We start from the raw sequence: 17,489 nt of genomic DNA on the forward strand, positions 1-17,489 counted from the left end.
GTTACCCCTCACTTTCTGTCGGTGATGCGTTCGTTTCCGTCTCTTGTCCGTGCACCGGCGGCAGGTCGGCCAGAGAAGAAAGGCCGAACACCCGCAAAAAGGTGTCGGTGGTGCGGAAGCTCACCGGCCTGCCCGGCAGGTCAAGGCGGCCGGCTTCCTCAATGAGGCCCTTTTCCAGCAGGCCCGACACGCTGGACGAGGAATCCACGCCGCGCACCTGCTCGATGAAGGCGCGGGACACCGGCTGGTTGTAGGCGATCACGGTCAGGGTCTCCATGGCGGCGGGGCCAAGGGGCACTGCGCGGCGGCTGTCCAGCAGGCGGCGGATGCAGTCGGCCCACTCGGTCTTGGTGGCAAGCTGCCAGCGGGTGTTCAGGTGCAGCAGGCACAGGCCGCTGTCCTCCCGGGCGTAGCGCTCCCGCAGGGCTTCCAGCGCGGCTTCCACGCTGAGCTGCGGCAGCTGCACCGCCTGGGCCAGCTTGTCGGCACCAATGGGGTCGCCGCTGGCAAACAGCATGGCTTCCACGGCTGCACGGATCTGTTTCTGGTTCATTCCTTCTCCTTATCACGTTGGATGCGGCCCCGCTGCATGGTCAGCCGGCCCTCGTCGTCCAGCGTTACGCGGCCGCCGCGCACCAGCTCCAGCAAGGCCAGAAAGGTGGCCACGTTGGTGCTGCGGGTCTGCTGGCGGCTGAACAGCTGGCTCATTTTTGCCGCTGTACCGGCAATCAGGTGCCGCAGAATGTACACCACCCGGCTCGTCACCGACACCATGGGCGCTGTGACCAGCGGCTCGAACTGCTGCTGGGTAGGCTCCCGGCGCAGCTTGGTGCGGCCGGAAAGAACGGCCCAGTAATCCGCCAGCACCTGCGGCGCATGGTGCAGGTCGTAGGTGTTATCGAACTCCATCTCCATGGGCGGACGCACAAAAACCGGCGCAGCTTCGGCCTTTTGGCGCAAAAGCGCAGCCATGCGGCGGCACTGGTCGTACTCGATCAGCTGGCCGGTGAACTCCTGCTTCATGCGCTCGCCCTCTTCGCTGCGGGGCAAAAGCAGGTAGCTTTTCATCTCCACCAGCCGCGCGGCCATCTCGATGAAGGCGCTGGCGGCTTCCGGGTCCGGGTCGGCCCGCGCCACCGTGGCGGTGTACTGGTCGATCAGCTCCAGAATGGGGATGTTGTGCAGGTCCATCTTATGTTTGGCCACAAGCGCCAGCAATAATTCCAGCGGGCCGTCAAAATCTTCCAGATGGAAGGTCAGTTCTTCTGCCACGCTCACACCACCGTCCCAAGGCCGGCATAGTAGATGGAATACGCGATCTCATCAATGTAGCCGGTGCCCTTGCCCAGCAGCTCCCACACAATGTTGTTCAGGTAGTACAGGGGGGTATCCAGTGCGCCGAACCACACTGCCGCCAGCAGGGCGATCATGATATAGCGCTCGTACTTCATCAGGCCAAAGTAGATGCGCCGGGGCAGCAGCACCAGCAGGATGCGGCTGCCGTCCAGCGGCGGAACCGGGATCAAGTTGAACACGGCAAGGCTCACATTCATCAGCACAAGGTACTGCAGGAACATGGCAATGTAGATGGCGGCATCGTTCACCGGTGCCCAGTAGTACATGAGCTTCCACACCACCATGCCCACATAGGCAAGGAGGATGTTCGCCGCAGGGCCAGCCAGCGCGGTGAGGGCCATGCCCCACTTGGGGTTTTTGAAATTGCGGGGGTCGGTGGAGACGGGCTTTGCCCAGCCCACGCCCGCAAACACCATGCACAGCGTGCCCAGCAGGTCAAAGTGGGCAAAGGGGTTCAGCGAAAGCCGCCCCTGCCGCTTTGCGGTGTCGTCGCCCAGCAGCCATGCCGCCAGCGCGTGGCCGCACTCGTGGAAGGGGATGGCCACCAGCGCCACCAGCGCGCGGATGAGATAATAGATGCCCTGAGAGGTCATTCGATATTCCTGCCTTTTTTCAGTATACCATATATAATACTATTTTTTGAGGTTTTAGACAAGGGGTGTCCAGACGATTTAAAATGATCTCCGCTTCGCTCTGATCATTTCAGCTGAATTTTATTTTTAATTCGTGATTTGTCTACGAGTTGCGGCACCCAGCATTCGTTTCGTGCCTTGAACGGCACTCACGTCTTGCTGGCCGCTGCCCCAACAGCTTCTCCCTGTTTCCGCCACTGGCGGCGGTCGTCGCCGTTGCAGCCTGCGGGCTGCTCCAAATCACATTTTCACACAAGGGGTCGTAACCAAAAACAGCATCTGAGTGCATCGGGGCAGTTTTCCAAAAAACCGCAATATTTTTTGAAAAAAGGCTTGCATTTTGCCCGGTAATCTGATACAATAGTCAAGCTGATTATTTTGATTCCTTACTTCACTGCAGGAGGTGCAAGTACCATGGCTAAATGTGAATGCTGCGGCAAGGGTGTTGCCTTTGGTATCAAGGTTTCTCACTCTCATCGTCGTTCCAACCGTACCTGGAAGCCGAATGTCCGTCGTGTCAAGGCGGTCGTTGAGGGTTCTCCCAAGTACGTCTACGCATGCTCCCGTTGCCTGCGCGCTGGCAAAGTTACCCGCGCTGTCTAATTTGGTGTATGTGGCCGGTCACTTTGTCGAGTGGCCGGCTTTTTTTGTTGCTGTAAGGAGGCAAAACACATGGCTCTGCCCAACGATCCCATCATGCTGCTGAGCGTGGTGAACCTGAAGCTGCGTGATTTTTACAAAAACCTCGATGCTCTGTGCGAAGACATGGATGCCGACAAGGCCGGCCTTTGCGCAAAGCTCCGGGCCGTGGGCTACGAATACGATGCCCAGCGCAACCAGTTCGTGTGATATTTCCAGAGAAAGCTTTCTTTTGATCGCCAACGACCGGCACCGACGTGCAGCGACTGCGCCCGAGCCGGTGAATATAGAAACAAGGAGTGCTTGATTTATGATCCAGGGTACCTATTACAAAGAGTGGAGCAGCGTGCTGAACCGCGAGATGGAGTTCAAGGTATACGGCAGCGCCGGTGTGCCGGTGCTGGCCCTGCCTGCCCGCGGCGGCCGCTTTTATGATTGGGAGAACAACGGCATGCCCGATGCCATTGCCCCGCTGCTGAACGAGGGCAAGGTGCAGCTGTTCTGCGCCGACAGCATTGACGGCGAGGCCGTACTGAACGGCGACATCCCGGTGCGCCGCCGCGCCGAGATGGAGGAAAAGTACTTCGTCTACCTTACCGCCGAGCTGGCACCCCGGGTGCTGGCCCTGAACGGTGCCGCAAAGGATGCTAAGCTGTGGTGTGTGGGCATCGACCTTGGCGCTGTGCACGCCGTCAACTGCCGCCTGCGCCGTCCCAAGCTTTTTGCCGGTGCCATCGGCCTTTCCGGCATCTACGATCTGGCCCGCTTCTGGGGCAGTGAAGCCGACGATCTGGTGCTGCGCTGCTCTCCCCTGCAGTATCTGGCCGAGAACGGCATCGCCGACAAGCTGGCTCTGGCCAAGGCCAAGGAGAACAGCCTGATGCTCTGCGCCGGTCAGGGTGCCTACGAGGACGATGCCAAAGCCGACACGCAGGCGCTGGCCGATGTGCTGGCCGCACAGGGCCTGCCCGCCCACCTCGAGGTCTGGGGCGGTGATGTCTCCCACGAGTGGTACTGGTGGGGCAAGATGCTGGGCCTGTTTGTGCCGCGGATTCTGGAGAAGTAAAAGTGATTTGATAGAGGGAAGGCATTTGCAGTGCCTTCCCTCTTTTTGTTTGTATTTTTCAATTTCCTACTTGATTTATCGGGTTTGCTGTGCTATACTCATGCTGTAAGACACATACCCCCTATGGGTAAAGGAGATATTTTATGGACAACGAGAAAAAGCCCTGCTGCTGTTGCGGCACGCCCGCCCAGCCCGAAGCTGCCACGGCTCCGGCCATTGACGCATCCGCTGTGCCCACCGAAAGCGTCACCCCCTCCTGCTGCCGCCACAAAGACCGCACCCCTGAGGAACACAAGGCCCTGCTGAACCGGCTCAGCCGCATCGAGGGGCAGGTGCGCGGCATCCGCGGCATGCTGGAAAAGGATGCCTACTGCGTGGACATCCTTGTGCAGGTGGCGGCGGCGAACTCGGCGCTGAACAGCTTTTCCAAAGAGCTGCTGGCACAGCACATCTCCACCTGCGTGGCGGACGACCTGCGCGCGGGCAGCGAGGCAAAGCTGGACGAGCTGATGAATCTGCTGCCCAAGCTCATGAAATAAGAAGCCCGTTCCCGTGCATACTCAACGTAGGAGTGATATTTTATGGAACAATACAACGTTACCGGCATGAGCTGCGCAGCCTGCTCCGCCCGGGTGGAGAAGGCTGTGAGCAAGGTGCCCGGCGTTGCCAGCTGTTCGGTGAGCCTGCTGACCAACTCCATGGGCGTGGAGGGCACCGCCAGCTCTGCCGAGATCATCAAGGCCGTGCAGGATGCCGGTTACGGTGCCAGCCCCAAGCGTGCAGGCGCGGCGGCTTCCAGCTCCACCAGCGCCGACCTTGACGCGCTGGCCGACCACGAGACCCCCAAGCTCAAGCGGCGGCTCATTGCGTCGCTGGGCTTTCTGCTGGTGCTGATGTACTTCTCCATGGGCCACATGATGTGGGGCTGGCCTCTGCCCCGCTGGTTCGACGGCAACCACATCGCCATGGGCCTTGTGCAGCTGCTGCTGGCGGGCATCGTCATGGTCATCAACCAGAAGTTCTTCATCAACGGCTTCAAGGGGCTGATCCACGGCTCGCCTAACATGGACACGCTGGTGGCCATGGGTTCCATGGCAAGCTTTGTGTGGAGCACCTACGCCCTGTTCGCCATGACCCGCGCGCAGGTGGACGGCAACAGTGAGCTGGTCATGCATTATATGATGGAGTTCTACTTTGAGTCCGCCGCCATGATCTTGACCCTCATCACGGTGGGCAAGATGCTGGAGGCCCGCTCCAAGGGCAAGACCACCGACGCGCTCAAGAGCCTGATGAAGCTTGCCCCCAAGACCGCCACCCTGCTGCGGGACGGTGCCGAAGTGACCGTGCCCATCGAGCAGGTGCAGAAGGGGGATATTTTTGTGGTGCGCCCGGGCGAGAACATCCCCGTGGACGGCATCGTGCTGGAAGGCACCAGCGCCGTGAACGAGAGCGCCCTGACCGGCGAGAGCATCCCCGTGGACAAGGCTGCGGGCGATAAGGTGAGCGCTGCCACCACCAACCAGTCCGGTTTCCTGCAGTGCCGGGCCACCCGCGTGGGCGAGGACACCACCCTTGCCCAGATCATCCGGATGGTCAGCGATGCCGCCGCCACCAAGGCTCCCATTGCAAAAATCGCCGATACGGTGTCCGGTTTCTTCGTGCCTGCGGTCATTACCATCGCGGTGGTCACCACCATCGTGTGGCTGCTGCTGGGCCGGGAGCTGGGCTATGCACTGGCCCGCGGCATCTCCGTGCTGGTCATCAGCTGCCCCTGTGCGCTGGGTCTGGCAACGCCGGTGGCCATCATGGTGGGCAACGGTCTGGGTGCAAAGAACGGCATCCTGTTCAAGACCGCCGCTTCGCTGGAAGCTGCAGGCCGCACCCAGATCGTGGCGCTGGACAAGACCGGCACCATCACCAGCGGTGAACCAAAAGTGACCGATATTCTGCCCGCCGAGGGCGTTTCCGAGACGGAGCTGCTCACCCTTGCCGCCGCACTGGAGCGCAAGAGCGAGCACCCGCTGGCAAAGGCCGTGCTGGCCTGCACCGACGCGCAGAAGCTCACCGCCCCCGAGGTATCCGGCTTTGCCGCCCTGCCGGGCAACGGTCTGGCCGCAAAGCTGGACGGCGTGGAGATCTTTGGCGGCAATGCGTCCTTTATCGGCACCAAAGTCACCGTGCCCGCACAGCTGCAGGAGAAGGCCGCAGCCCTCTCCGCACAGGGCAAAACGCCCCTGTTCTTCGGCGGGGCGGGCCGTCTGCTGGGCATCATCGCGGTGGCCGATACCATCAAGGAGGACAGCCCGCAGGCCATCCGGGAGCTGCAGGCCATGGGCATCCGCGTGGTCATGCTCACCGGTGACAACCAGCGCACTGCCGACGCTATTGGCAGGCAGGCCGGTGTGGACGAGGTGATCGCAGGCGTGCTGCCCGACGGCAAGGAAGCGGTCATCCGCCAGCTGCAGGCATCCGGCAAGGTGGCCATGGTGGGCGACGGCATCAACGATGCCCCGGCCCTGACCCGTGCCGACACCGGCATCGCCATCGGCGCAGGCACCGATGTTGCCATCGACGCGGCGGACGTGGTGCTGATGAACTCCAAGCTGTCAGACGTGCCCGCCGCCATCCGCCTGAGCCGTGCTGCCCTGCGCAACATCCACGAAAACCTGTTCTGGGCGTTCATCTACAACATCATCGGCATCCCGCTGGCCGCAGGCGTGTTCATCCCCTTCGGCCTGACGCTGAACCCCATGTTCGGTGCTGCTGCCATGAGCCTTTCCAGCTTCTGCGTGGTAAGCAACGCCCTGCGCCTGAACCTGTTCGACGTGCACAGCACAAAGCACGATCGTGCGGCAAAAAATGCTGCTTCCCTGCCCGCTGTCTCCGCACAGCCCGCAGCGGTTGCAAATAAAGAGAGTACCAAGGAGGACACTGCTATGAAAAAGACCCTGAAGGTGGAAGGCATGATGTGCGGCCACTGCGAAGCCCGCGTGAAGAAGGCTCTGGAAGCCCTGCCCGAGGTGGACGAGGCCGTGGTGAGCCACGAGGCCGGCACCGCCATCGTCACCCTGAACGCCGAGGTCGCCGACGACGTGCTGAAGAAGGCCGTTGAGGATCAGGACTACCCTGTGACCGGCATCCAGTAAACCGCCGCTGAATACTCCCCATCAAATGGAAAGGCCGCTGCATGTGAACGCAGCGGCCTTTTTTATGAATCGTTTGGTGTAGGTGATCTTGTAATTCATTCGTCCGCACCGTCCAGCGCTTCAAACAGTGCGTCCACAGTGTCGAACACCGGCTGCTCCCCTGCCGCAATTTTGGCCTTTGCTTCGTTGATCTCACTGCGCAGCTCGTCCAGATACTTTTTGGGGTAAACGGCTACCGGCATCAGCTCGATCACGCCATCCTTCTCCACGATCTCCAGCTTGTCGCCCTCACGCAGGCCCATCTTCATTACAATATCCTTTGGAATGGTGATCTGGGATTTTGTCCTCAATTCCGTCAGCATCCTTCATCCTCCTTTGTGCGATTTTCTTACTTTCTCACTTTTATTATACTCTGCTTTTTTCAAAAAGCAACCATGCACCATAAAATTTTACAAAGCGTCGTTTCTGTGTCTTCTTATTGTATTTCGTCAGAAAGTATGTTAAACTAAAAATACCGCCCGAAAAGGCGGTGATTAGGTGCTGTCTGCAAGCGCAGGTGGTCATGCTTCCCTCCGGCAAGCGTCCGGGGGACGTAAAAGCTTATTGTTTGTTCCCCCGTTCGCAAACGCGGAAGGGGGGATGCATCATGGTGTTGAACGATGTTCTGCAGCTGTTCGTCATTGTTGGCGGCACAGTTGGGATTACATTTCAGATCGCATGGGCAATCTTCAAAGAGATCCATAACAATAAGAAATGACCGCCCCTGTCTCCAAACGGTAAGCGGTCATTCTTATTGATCCAACCGGAAGGAGCTGACCATTGCGGACAGCACCTTTTCTATTTGTAGTATAGTTATTTTTTGCCGTTTTGTCAAGAGAAGGTGCCCGCCTTCTCTTTTTCTTTTCCCATTTTCCGGTGTATTTTCACCCCGGAAGCTGTGGCTTTTTGCGCAAAAACTATTTGTTGACACGTTGTTTTTTCAGAGTTATACTTATAGCAACAACATTTGGTTTTGCTTCCAGTTATAAACCACAGCGAAAGGAGAAATGTATTTTGGGAGTATCCATTCAGGACCGCACAGACTTTCTGAACATGCTGGATGCCTGCCGGACCGAGCAGCAGCTGTTCAGCCGCCTGACCTTTGCGGTAATGTTCCACCAGACCGACCCGGATGCACGGGAAGACCTGCTGGACGACGTGCGCGGCGCAGCCTGCAACATGCAGCTGCCCGCCGTCAATTACAAGATCGATCAATGGCTCAACACCTGCAAGCAGGCGTGGCAGGCCGACCCCGCAGCCTTTATGGCAGCCGCGAACGCGGACGCAAAGCAGCGCAAGCTTGCGCTGGAGGGCAGCGCGGCGCAGCCCGGCCTGCTGGCCGATGTGCCCATGCAGAGCGTGGCGTGGCTTGTGCCGCAGCTGCTGCCGCTGGGCGAAGTGTCGCTGCTGGGTGCCGACGGCGGCACCGGCAAGGGCATCTGGCAGGCACAGCTCATTGCCTATGTGACGGCGGGCAAGACCTCCGGCTTTTTTCCGCTGCCGCCGCAGCAGACCGGCAAGGTGCTGCTGCTTGCAGGCGAGGACGACCCCGGCAAGGTGCTCAAGGCCCGTCTGCTGGCGGCCGGGGCCGACATGAACCGGGTGCTGGTGCTGACCGCCGACGACTACTTTGGCAAGACCGGCCAGCCCCTTACCCTCAAGGATCAGGTACTGGCGGATTTTGCCGCCAAGGCCGGGCCGCTGCTGCTCATCGTGGACCCGCTGCAGAGCTTTCTGCCCTCCGATGTGGAGATGGCAAGCCGCAACCAGATGCGCGGTGCCCTGCTGCCGCTGCGCGCCATTGCCGCAAAGCAGGGCTGCGCGGTGCTCATCGTGATGCACTCCAACAAAAAGCAGGGCGTTTCCGGCCGCGCACGTCTGGCCGACAGCTCGGATATCTGGGACATGGCCCGCAGCGTGCTGATGATGGGCCGCGCCAAGAACGACGGCAAAATTTATCTCAGCCACGAGAAAAACAGCTACGCCCGCCCCCAGCAGACGGTGCTGCTGCACATCGACGATGTGGAGGTGGAGGGCGTAAAGACCGCGCGGGCCGTGTTTGACGGCTACACCGACAAGAAGGATGCCGACTTCATTGAGGAGCGGCGGGTGCGCACGGCGGAGACCCGGCAGGACACCCGCAGCGCCATCCTGAACGTTCTGTCCGAGAGCCGCCTTGGGTCGATGGCAAATCCTCAACTCAAAAGTGCTGTACTTCAGGAGATCAAGTGCAGTGAAGCCACTTACAAACGCTCGTATGCTGAGCTTGTACGGGATGGCGACATTGCAAAATATCAGCTGTGCCAAAAGGACGGCGCGCGAGGGTGGTTTACCCGGCTGGCCTACCGTGGAGAAACACATGATACAGTGAGAAATATATAACTTACTTATGTCTCTTTTTGCCAGTGTATCAGGTTGATACACTGGCCTGCCCTGATACACTGACGCACTGTATCAATCAAGGGGGCACTGTATCAGCTTGATACACTGCATTTTTCATCGCATCAGCGTCAATAATCTGCCACTGTATCAGATAACACCTCCACCGTGATGCAGCACACGGCAAAGGCCAGCAGGGCGCAGTCCAGCGGCACGCGGCGCAGCACCACCACCCGTTCGGTCAGGGTGGTAAAGGTCTGCACGGCCTGCACCGGCACGGTGCTGCCCAGCCAGAACAGCGCCACCGAGAGCGGCAGATGCACCGCCCGCGCTGCCAGCAAAGGCCGCAGCGAGATCTCGGCCGGGCAGATGGTGCGCACCTGCAAAAGCACCGACACCCCCTGCACACTGAGCGCCGCACAGCACAGCGTGCTGGCCCACAGCCCGGTGCGGGCGGCCTGATCGCAGCCGGAACACACTTCCAGCAACATGGCGGGCAGCGCCGCCCACGGCTGTGGCAGCAATGCCCCGCACCCTGCCGCCAGCAGCCGGAAGTACAGCACAAAGCCGCAGAGCTTCAGGTAGGTCACTGCCGCCTGCGCGATCACCGCATCCAGTGCGGGCAGCTGAATGGTCTCCCCCTGCGCGGGCGGAGCCTGCCCGGCCCCGCCCTGCATCCGGCACAGCAGCGCCGCCGTGAGGTATCCCGCCAGCAGCTGGGCCGCAAACAGCCGCACCCCCACCGCGCGGCTGCCCAGCATCTGCTGCCCTACCGTGAGGATGACAAAGGACGGCCCGCTGCACACACAGGCGGGCAGCAGCGCCGAGGCCTGCCGGGAGGTGAGCTGACCGGTGCGCACGGCTTCGGACGCAGCCACCGCCGCCGGTGCAAAGCCCCCCAAGGCCCCAATGAGCAGCACGCCGCCCGCACTCTTTGCCCGGATGCCCATGAGCCGCGCCGCAGGCCGGAACACAAAGCCCAGCCACTGCCCGGCCCCGCAGCCTGCCGCCAGCGCCGATACGATGAGGAACGGAAACAGCGATACCAGCAACGGCCCGCCGCACAGCCGCAGCCCCGCCTGCAGGGCATCGGCACAGCGCTGCGGCGCGGCAAACACCAGAAACGCCGTGTACCCTGCCAGCGCCAGCAGCACGCCCCGCCGGAAATTCCAGCTTCGATTCATAACTCAGCCCTCCGCATCCATATATATGTAGCAGCGCGCCGCGGGCAGAACTGCGGGATGGGAGGGAATGGGATGTGTGCCAAGCGCAAAAAGCGGCTTAGGCCGCAAAGCTGGCTGGCCCTGCTGTTCCGTCAGCCGCCGCAGGGCTTTTACCACGCCCCTGCCGTCTACCTGAGCGGGGGCCGCATGGAGGTGGAACACTTTTGCCGCATTCTGGCCTACAGCCCCGACCGGCTGTGCCTGCAGATGCCCCATGGCCGGTTGACCATCTACGGCGACGGGCTGAAGATCGTCACCCTTACCGCCAGCCGCCTGACCCTGCGGGGGCGGTTCGTGCGCACGGACTTTGCGGATGACTAGGAGGTGCCCATGGAACCGGTAAGCCTTTGGGCCGCGGTGGAGTTCACCGCATGCAATGGCAGCACCGAAGCCCTGCTTACCGCTGCCGCCCGGGCCGGGCTGCATCCCTACGGGGTAACGGCCCTGCCGGGAGGGTTTGGCGGGCGGTGCGCCGCGTGGCAGTACCCGCGCCTTGCCGCGCTGGCCCGCAAGCACCGGGTGCGGCTGCGCATCCGCCGGAAGCTGGGGCTGTATTTCCGCCTGCGCCCCTTGCTGCGCCGGGCCGGGCTTTGGGCGGGGCTGACGGTGTTTGTGCCGCTGCTGCTCTTTGCACAGCAATTCGTCTGGTATGCGGACACCTCTTCCCTCACCACCGGACAGGCTGCGCGGGCCTGCGCCGTCCTGCGGGAAGCGGGCCTGCAGCCCGGTGCGGCTGTGACCGAGGCAAAGCTCACCGCCGGGGAGTACGCCCTTTTGCACAGCGGCGAGTTCTCCTGGGCCAGCCTGAATTTTGCCAAAGGGCGGCTGGTGGTGGAAGCCGCCGCGGCCAGGCCCAAGCCGGACATTGCCGCCGGAACGCTGCACGGCATCCGGGCAAAATGCAGCGGCACTGTTCTGCGCACGAACCTTACCAGCGGCACCATGCTGGTGCAGCCGGGCCAGCAGGTGGAAGCCGGGCAAGGCCTCATTGGCACAGCCCGCGCCGAGCGGGACGGCACCCTGATCTTTGCGCCCGCCGCCGGAACGGTGGTTGCGCAGTTTGAGTGGAGCGACACCCGCACCGTGCCCTTGGAAGAGACGGTGCAGCAGTACACCGGCGTGTGCACCCGCGCATACCGGGTGACAGCGTTCGGGCACACCTTCTCCCTGCCCGCCGCGCCTGCGCCGGAACATGCGGCGGTGGTCCTCCGGCACTTCCAGCCGGAGGTGCCGCTGCTGGGCCTTGCCCTGCCCTGCTCTGTGGAGGAGACCTGCCGCTATGTGCAGCAGCCGGAAACGCTGCACCGCACCGAAGCGCAGGCCGCCGCGCTGGCCCGGCTGCAGAGCCTGCAGGCGCTGTACGCCGCATGGCCGGACGCGGAGCACATCGCCCGCAAAGAGGACTGCACCGTGAACGGCAATGTACTGGACTATACCGTCACCTACACCGTGGCAGCGGACATCTGCGGGTGAAAGGATTCCCGTTGTAATTCGTCAAAAAGTATGCTAAACTAAAAATGCCACCCCGAAGGGTGGCGTTAAGGTGCTATCTGCAAGTGCAGGTGGTCATGCTTCCCTCCGGCAAGCGTCCGGGGGACGTAAAAGCTTATTGTTTGTTCCCCCGTTCGCAAACGCGGAAGGGGGGATGCATCATGGTGTTGAACGATGTTCTGCAGCTGTTCGTCATTGTTGGCGGCACAGTTGGGATTACATTTCAGATCACATGGGCAATCTTCAAAGAGATCCATAACAATAAGAAATGACCGCCCCAATCTCCAAACGGTAAGCGGTCATTCTTATTGACTATCTAGCCGGAGGGAGCTGACCATTGCGGACAGCGCCTTTTCTATTTGTAGTATAGTTGTTTTTTAGCGGTTTGTCAAGTCCCCTGCTCTGCAGCGGCACGTTCCGCCGCCTGCGCGTCGTACTCGGCAAGCAGGTCGTTCAGGTCGTACCGGTACTTACTGTGGCAGAAGTGGCACACCACCTCGCAGGCGGGGTCCTCGTCGCGCATCCTCACCAGCTCCTTGCGGCCAAGGCTGAACAGCATCTCCTTGGTGCGCTCGGCGCTGCAGTCGCACTGGTAGTGCACATCGCGCTCGTCCAGCACGTTGGGGTCAAAGCCCGCCAGCGCCAGCTGCATCATGTCCTCGGGGGTCTTGCCCTCGTGCAGCAGGGTGGTGACGGACGGCATGGCCGCGATGTTCTTTTCCAGCTGATCGATCTCCGCATCGGTGGCACCGGGCAGCAGCTGCACCATAAAGCCGCCTGCGCACAGGATGGACAGGTCTTTGTCCACCAGCACGCCCAGCGCCATGACGGTGGGCACCTGCTCGCTGTAGGCGTAGTAGGCGGTCAGGTCCTCGGCGATCTCGCCGGAGACCAGCGGCACCTGCCCCACGGTAGGCTCCTTCTGCAGGCGGTTATCCCGGATGACGGTGAGCACACCGTCTTTGCCCACAGCGCCGCCCACATCCAGGTGGCCGTTCGGCTTTGCGGGCAGCTCCACCAAGGGGTGATCGATGCAGCCCTTCACGTTGCCGGTGCCGTCGGTGCAGGCAATGACCACGCCCGCCGGGCCGCCGCCGGACACACGCAGGGTGATCTGGTCACGGTCGTCCTTGAGCATGGAGCCCATCAGGGCCGCGCCGGTGAGCAGACGGCCCAGTGCCGCGCTGCAGGTGGCGCTGGTGGTGTGCAGCTTTTCGGCCTTGCGGACGATCTGGGTGGAATCCACGCCGCAGAACACGACCCCGCCGTTCTCCGACAGGCCGCGGATCAGATTTGCCATAAAGTTATCCCTCCAATTGTGTATACTGCTTGACTGCGCAGAAGAAATAGCGCTGGCTGTCCTCGGTCAGCGGGCCGAAGGTCTCGCCGTCGCAGACGCTTTCCAGCGCAAAGCCGTGCTTTTCCAGCGCGGTGCGGATGGTGTCAAGGTCATAGGTGTACTCGCAGAACTGCTCGTGGAAGTGCTCGCCGGTCTCGTGGTAGTCGATGTCCACGGTGATCTCCACGCGGCGGTTGGCGGCATCGTAGTGGTTGCGCCACACACAGGCGGCATCCTCTTCCTCAAAGGTGAACGCGTTGTCGCCCAGCACGTTCCGGTGTTTGTAGGGCGTGTTCATATCGAACAGGAACACCCCGCCCTTCTCCATGAAAAAGCCCGCGTTGGCAATTGCGGTGTCGAGGTCCGGGATATGGTTGAAGGTGTCAAAGGTGGACACCGCGCCCCGGATGGTGCCGTACAGATCCAGCTTGAGCAGGTCCTGCCGGAGCAGCAGCAGCCTGCCGGAAAGGCCCAGCTGTTCGGCCTTATCGCGCACAACGCAGAGCATCTCCTCGGACTGGTCAATGCCGATCATATCATAGCCCGCCTGCGTGAGCATCAACGTCAGCTCACCGGTGCCGCAGCCAAGGTCGGCAAGGATGCCGTCGTGGATGCCGTGCTCCTTGAGCTTTGCATGGATGTGGGCATACAGCGCGTCGTAATCGGCCTCGCCGTTGAATTCATCGTAGAAATAGGCAAATTCGTTGTAGGCCATGGTTTACTCCGCTTCCTGTTCCCCGGCCACAGCGGCGTTGAGCACCGCCTGCAGCTCCGGGATGCCGTAGCCGTTCTCGCCGCTGGTCAGCACCACCTTCTGGCAGCCATAGGGGCGGCAGAAGTTCTCAAAGTCTTCCAGCGTCTTGGCCAGCTGGCTCTTTTTGAGCTTGTCGGCCTTGGTCAGGGCCACCACGTAGGGGATCTGGTGATAGTGCAGGTAGCGCAGCATCTGCTCATCGTCGGCGCTGGGTGCGTGGCGGCAGTCCAGCAGCTGCACCAGCAGAGTGTGGTGGCGGGGTGCTTCAAAGTAGCTGTTGATGAGGTCGTCCCAGCGCTCACGGTCGGCGTTGCTCACCTTGGCGTAGCCGTAGCCGGGCAGGTCCACAAAGTAGCAGTCGTCCACCGAATAGAAATTGATGGTAGCCGTTTTGCCCGGCGTACTGGACACGCGGGCAAGGTTTTTGCGGCTGCACAGCTTATTGATGAGGCTGGATTTGCCCACGTTGGACCGCCCCGAAAAGCTCAGTTCCGGGCGGTCGCTCTCGGGCAGCTGGCTGGAAATGCCGTAGCTGGCAATGAAATCAGCTTTGTTGTAATTCATAGAGCTTTCCTTTCTTTGATAAGGGGATTGTCACCGGACACTCCGTCCCGCCTGCGCTCGCCAGACCACCAGCGAAGGCAAGCCCTCGCACTTCCCGTCGGGCTTTTCTGTCGATTTTAGTCGCAGCCTGCACTTTAGACATGGCTTCGCGCATCTTGCCGGAGTATCCGGTGCCGATCCCAGCAGGACGGCAGATAGTTTCTCCAGCGAATGTCCTGGGGGTGGGGCCCCGGCGCGCAAGCGTTGGGGCGGGACTGGAGTCCCGGGCTGTTCGCGGAGAAAGCTATCTGCCGCCCTGCCCTATTCTCAGCACACCGCGCCGGGCTGGGGCTTTTCTGCGGTGGGCGGCACAATGGCGGCGTCTGCCGCCTTTTTCTTTGCATGGGTGCGGCTGGGAGCCTTGGCCTTCTTTGCGTTCTGGGGCTTGAGCAGGGCCGCGTTCAGCACCTGTGTCAGGCTCTGCATGGGCAGGAAGGTGAGGTTCTTCTTCACCTCGTCGTCCACCTCATACAGGTCGGGTTCGTTGTCCTTGGGGATGAGCACCGTTTTCATGCCCTCGCGGTAGGCCGCCATGCTCTTTTCCCGCAGGCCGCCGATGGGCAGCACGTTGCCGTGCAGGGTGATCTCGCCGGTCATGGCCACATCACCGCGCACCGGGATGCCGGACAGGCAGGACACCAGCGCCGTGGTCAGGGTGACACCGGCAGAAGGGCCGTCCTTGGGCACTGCGCCCTCCGGGGCGTGGATGTGCAGGTCGCACTTCTTGAGCTTTTCCGGGTCGATGCCGTACTCGGCGGCGTGCACGCGCACCCACGTAACGGCCAGCTGTGCGCTCTCCTTCATCACGTCGCCCAGCGAACCGGTGACGGTGATCTTGCCGCTGCCGTTGTCCATCACCTGCACCTCGATGGGCAGGGTCTCGCCGCCCACGCTGGTCCATGCCAGACCGTTGGCGATGCCCACCGCGTTGGTGCGGTTGAGGAAGTCGGGCTTGACGAAGCGGGGGCCAAGCAGCTGTTCCAGCATGGTGCCGGTAACGGAGACGCTTTCCGTCTCGCCTGCGGCGATCTTGCGGGCGCACTTGCGCAGCACGCTGGTGATGGTGCGTTCCAGATTGCGCACACCGGCCTCGCGGGTGTAGCCGTCAATGATGCCGTACAGCGCGCTCTGGCTCAGGGTGACCTTGCCGGTCAGGCCGCAGGCCTTGAGCTGCTTGGGCAGCAGGTGCTTGCGGGCAATGTTGTATTTTTCCACGCGGGTGTAGCTGGGCAGCTCGATCACGTCCATGCGGTCGCGCAGGGGGCCGGGGATGCTGCCAAGGTCGTTGGCAGTGGTGATAAAGAGCACATGGCTCAAATCGAACGGGATATCGATGAAATGATCGTTAAAGGTGCTGTTCTGCTCCGGGTCCAGCGCTTCCAGCAGGGCTGCGGCCGGGTCGCCCCGGAAGTCGCCTGCCAGCTTGTCGATCTCGTCCAGCAGCATGAGGGGGTTCGCGCTCTTGGCAGAGATCATGGCAGTGATGATCTTGCCGGGCATCGCGCCGATGTAGGTGCGGCGGTGGCCGCGGATCTCGGCTTCATCCCGCACGCCGCCAAGGCTGATGCGCACATACTTGCGGCCCAGACTTTCGGCGATGGAGCGTGCAATACTGGTCTTGCCCACGCCCGGAGGGCCTACAAGGCAGATGATCTGTGCCTTCACGTCCGGTGCCAGCTTGCGCACGGCCAGCGTTTCCAGAATGCGGTCCTTCACCTTTTTCAGGCCGTAGTGGTCGCGGTCCAAAATCTGCTGTGCGCGGCTGATATCAAGGTCGTCCACCGTAAAGGTGTTCCACGGCAGGTCAAGGCAGGTGTCCAGATAGGTGCGGATGACCGTTGCCTCCTGATTGGAGCCTTGCATCTTGGCAAGGCGGTCCACTTCCTTGAGCAGCTTCTTCTCGCTGTCCTCGGCAAGGTGCAGCCCGGTGATCCTGCGGCGGTACTCGTCGGCCTCGGCGTGGGTGTCGTCGCCCTCGCCCAGCTCGTCGCTGATAATGTGCAGCTGTTCGTGCAGGTAGTAATCGCGCTGGTTCTTGTCCATGGACTCGTTGACCTTTTCCGCGATCTCCTTTTCAATTTTCATCACCTGACACTCACGGCGCAGCATCTCGATGAGCTTTTTCAGCCGTCCGTTCAGGGTGCCCTCGTCCATCACAGCCTGCTTGTCCTCGTAGCGGAACAGCAGGTTTGCGGGCATGTACTCGCTGAGGAAGGCGGGGTCGTCGCTGGAAACGATGGCAAACACCACGTCCTTGCCAAGGCGCGGGTTCATGCCAAGGTACTCGTCAAACCCGGCCTTGAGGGCGCGCAGCAGCGCTTCGGTCTCCACGGCATCGTCGGCCTTGCCTGTGCGCACCGGGGCCGGGCGCACCTCCGAAAGCAGAAAATCGCCGCTGGCATCCAGTACACTGAGCTTTGCGCGGTACTTGCCCTCCACCAGGACCTTTACAAGGTCCCCGGAGACGCGCAGCACCTGCTTGACCTCGGCCACTACGCCGTAGCTGAACAGGTCTGCCTGCTGCGGCTCGGTGGTGTCCATGGACTTCTGTGCCACCAGAAACACGTTGGAATTATTTGCCATTGCCCACTCCACGGCGGCAATGCTTTTTTCGCGGCCCACCTCAAAGTGGACGAGATTGTTGGGGAACACCACCAGCCCGCGCAGGGCGATGGTGGGCAGATGCAGCTTTTTGCGCTCCACCTTGATGGTAACTTTTTCACTCATAGTGCAAACACCTCCCGGCTGCCGCGCACTTTCCCACGGCGGCAGCGCTGTATGCAAGAGATTTTATCTTTAAATTAGCAGGTTGTTTCCTTATT

At 61.4% G+C, this 17,489-nt stretch carries 17 protein-coding genes; 8 read left to right on the forward strand and 9 right to left on the reverse strand.

The annotated features are described in order from the left end of the window. Position 1 precedes the first annotated feature (1 nt). The 3 genes from scpB to DW937_RS02715 are packed head-to-tail and all read right to left on the reverse strand — an operon-like array spanning position 2 to position 1,949. Positions 2-553 carry an SMC-Scp complex subunit ScpB gene (gene scpB / locus DW937_RS02705; RefSeq protein WP_005941268.1) on the reverse strand — a complete coding sequence of 184 codons (552 nt, stop codon included), beginning with the start codon at positions 551-553 and terminating at the stop codon, positions 2-4. Then, a complete protein-coding gene (locus DW937_RS02710) occupies positions 550-1,272 on the reverse strand; it encodes a segregation/condensation protein A (protein ID WP_120120059.1) in 723 nt (240 codons plus the stop codon). Before DW937_RS02710 ends, scpB begins: the two co-directional genes overlap by 4 nt. Before the next feature lie 2 nt (positions 1,273-1,274). Then, the gene (locus DW937_RS02715; protein WP_120120060.1) at positions 1,275-1,949 is read right to left on the reverse strand and encodes a site-2 protease family protein; all 675 of its coding nucleotides are present in this window, start codon (positions 1,947-1,949) and stop codon (positions 1,275-1,277) included. A 453-nt stretch (positions 1,950-2,402) separates the two neighbouring features. Here DW937_RS02715 and rpmB point away from each other — a divergent pair, with 453 nt between their 5' ends. The 5 genes from rpmB (at position 2,403) to DW937_RS02740 (ending at position 6,839) form a co-directional block, all read left to right on the forward strand. Beyond that, positions 2,403-2,591: a 50S ribosomal protein L28 gene (rpmB, locus tag DW937_RS02720; RefSeq protein WP_082210844.1), complete on the forward strand. Its 189-nt coding sequence runs from the start codon at positions 2,403-2,405 to the stop codon at positions 2,589-2,591. 69 nt (positions 2,592-2,660) lie between these two features. After that, positions 2,661-2,837 (forward strand): DUF4250 domain-containing protein, encoded by a 177-nt coding sequence (locus tag DW937_RS02725; protein ID WP_120120061.1) that lies wholly within the window; start codon positions 2,661-2,663, stop codon positions 2,835-2,837. A gap of 100 nt (positions 2,838-2,937) precedes the next feature. After that, a complete protein-coding gene (locus tag DW937_RS02730) occupies positions 2,938-3,693 on the forward strand; it encodes an alpha/beta hydrolase-fold protein (RefSeq protein WP_097801858.1) in 756 nt (251 codons plus the stop codon). A 143-nt stretch (positions 3,694-3,836) separates the two neighbouring features. After that, positions 3,837-4,232, forward strand: coding sequence for a metal-sensing transcriptional repressor (locus DW937_RS02735; RefSeq protein WP_118527842.1), 396 nt, complete (start codon positions 3,837-3,839; stop codon positions 4,230-4,232). A 42-nt stretch (positions 4,233-4,274) separates the two neighbouring features. Continuing rightward, on the forward strand, positions 4,275-6,839 hold the full coding sequence (locus DW937_RS02740; protein ID WP_120120062.1) for a heavy metal translocating P-type ATPase: 2,565 nt from the start codon (positions 4,275-4,277) through the stop codon (positions 6,837-6,839). 95 nt (positions 6,840-6,934) lie between these two features. On the opposite strand, the gene DW937_RS02745 is transcribed toward DW937_RS02740, so the two are convergent. Beyond that, entirely contained in the window at positions 6,935-7,201 is a 267-nt protein-coding gene (locus DW937_RS02745; protein WP_097774882.1) for an AbrB/MazE/SpoVT family DNA-binding domain-containing protein, read from the reverse strand. A gap of 691 nt (positions 7,202-7,892) precedes the next feature. On the opposite strand from DW937_RS02745, the gene DW937_RS02755 reads away from it, so the two are divergent. Next, positions 7,893-9,260 (forward strand): AAA family ATPase, encoded by a 1,368-nt coding sequence (locus DW937_RS02755; RefSeq protein ID WP_120120063.1) that lies wholly within the window; start codon positions 7,893-7,895, stop codon positions 9,258-9,260. A 128-nt stretch (positions 9,261-9,388) separates the two neighbouring features. Here DW937_RS02755 and DW937_RS02760 read toward each other — a convergent pair whose 3' ends face one another. After that, complete coding sequence (locus DW937_RS02760) at positions 9,389-10,441, reverse strand: hypothetical protein (protein ID WP_120120064.1); 1,053 nt, start codon at positions 10,439-10,441, stop codon at positions 9,389-9,391. 72 nt (positions 10,442-10,513) lie between these two features. Between DW937_RS02760 and DW937_RS02765 the strand changes: the two genes are divergently transcribed. Both DW937_RS02765 and DW937_RS02770 read left to right on the forward strand, forming a co-directional pair. Further along, the gene (locus DW937_RS02765; RefSeq protein WP_243111406.1) at positions 10,514-10,801 is read left to right on the forward strand and encodes a YabP/YqfC family sporulation protein; all 288 of its coding nucleotides are present in this window, start codon (positions 10,514-10,516) and stop codon (positions 10,799-10,801) included. A 9-nt stretch (positions 10,802-10,810) separates the two neighbouring features. Beyond that, positions 10,811-11,953: a sporulation protein YqfD gene (locus tag DW937_RS02770; protein WP_120120066.1), complete on the forward strand. Its 1,143-nt coding sequence runs from the start codon at positions 10,811-10,813 to the stop codon at positions 11,951-11,953. A gap of 406 nt (positions 11,954-12,359) precedes the next feature. Here DW937_RS02770 and hslO read toward each other — a convergent pair whose 3' ends face one another. The 4 genes from hslO to lon all read right to left on the reverse strand — a co-directional run bounded on the left by hslO (position 12,360) and on the right by lon (position 17,394). Continuing rightward, a complete protein-coding gene (gene hslO, locus DW937_RS02780; protein WP_120120068.1) occupies positions 12,360-13,271 on the reverse strand; it encodes an Hsp33 family molecular chaperone HslO in 912 nt (303 codons plus the stop codon). 4 nt (positions 13,272-13,275) lie between these two features. Further along, positions 13,276-14,025 (reverse strand): class I SAM-dependent methyltransferase, encoded by a 750-nt coding sequence (locus tag DW937_RS02785; protein ID WP_005940360.1) that lies wholly within the window; start codon positions 14,023-14,025, stop codon positions 13,276-13,278. 3 nt (positions 14,026-14,028) lie between these two features. Beyond that, positions 14,029-14,628, reverse strand: coding sequence for a ribosome biogenesis GTP-binding protein YihA/YsxC (gene yihA / locus DW937_RS02790; RefSeq protein ID WP_120120069.1), 600 nt, complete (start codon positions 14,626-14,628; stop codon positions 14,029-14,031). 306 nt (positions 14,629-14,934) lie between these two features. After that, positions 14,935-17,394, reverse strand: a complete 2,460-nt coding sequence (gene lon, locus DW937_RS02795; protein WP_120120070.1) for an endopeptidase La — start codon at positions 17,392-17,394, stop codon at positions 14,935-14,937. Positions 17,395-17,489: the final 95 nt, after the last annotated feature.

The organism is Faecalibacterium sp. AM43-5AT (assembly GCF_003603345.1).
Lineage (GTDB): Bacteria > Bacillota > Clostridia > Oscillospirales > Ruminococcaceae > Faecalibacterium > Faecalibacterium taiwanense.

Bases quoted from the DNA above. Each gene is read 5' to 3' on its own strand.
- DW937_RS02730 (WP_097801858.1), top strand. From the start codon at position 2,938: ATGATCCAGGGTACCTATTACAAAGAGTGGAGCAGCGTGCTGAACCGC.
- DW937_RS02745 (WP_097774882.1), bottom strand. From the start codon at position 7,201: ATGCTGACGGAATTGAGGACAAAATCCCAGATCACCATTCCAAAGGAT.
- scpB (WP_005941268.1), bottom strand. From the start codon at position 553: ATGAACCAGAAACAGATCCGTGCAGCCGTGGAAGCCATGCTGTTTGCC.
- rpmB (WP_082210844.1), top strand. From the start codon at position 2,403: ATGGCTAAATGTGAATGCTGCGGCAAGGGTGTTGCCTTTGGTATCAAG.
- DW937_RS02770 (WP_120120066.1), top strand. From the start codon at position 10,811: ATGGAACCGGTAAGCCTTTGGGCCGCGGTGGAGTTCACCGCATGCAAT.
- DW937_RS02735 (WP_118527842.1), top strand. From the start codon at position 3,837: ATGGACAACGAGAAAAAGCCCTGCTGCTGTTGCGGCACGCCCGCCCAG.
- DW937_RS02785 (WP_005940360.1), bottom strand. From the start codon at position 14,025: ATGGCCTACAACGAATTTGCCTATTTCTACGATGAATTCAACGGCGAG.
- yihA (WP_120120069.1), bottom strand. From the start codon at position 14,628: ATGAATTACAACAAAGCTGATTTCATTGCCAGCTACGGCATTTCCAGC.
- lon (WP_120120070.1), bottom strand. From the start codon at position 17,394: ATGAGTGAAAAAGTTACCATCAAGGTGGAGCGCAAAAAGCTGCATCTG.
- DW937_RS02760 (WP_120120064.1), bottom strand. From the start codon at position 10,441: ATGAATCGAAGCTGGAATTTCCGGCGGGGCGTGCTGCTGGCGCTGGCA.
- DW937_RS02725 (WP_120120061.1), top strand. From the start codon at position 2,661: ATGGCTCTGCCCAACGATCCCATCATGCTGCTGAGCGTGGTGAACCTG.
- DW937_RS02715 (WP_120120060.1), bottom strand. From the start codon at position 1,949: ATGACCTCTCAGGGCATCTATTATCTCATCCGCGCGCTGGTGGCGCTG.
- hslO (WP_120120068.1), bottom strand. From the start codon at position 13,271: ATGGCAAATCTGATCCGCGGCCTGTCGGAGAACGGCGGGGTCGTGTTC.
- DW937_RS02740 (WP_120120062.1), top strand. From the start codon at position 4,275: ATGGAACAATACAACGTTACCGGCATGAGCTGCGCAGCCTGCTCCGCC.
- DW937_RS02765 (WP_243111406.1), top strand. From the start codon at position 10,514: ATGTGTGCCAAGCGCAAAAAGCGGCTTAGGCCGCAAAGCTGGCTGGCC.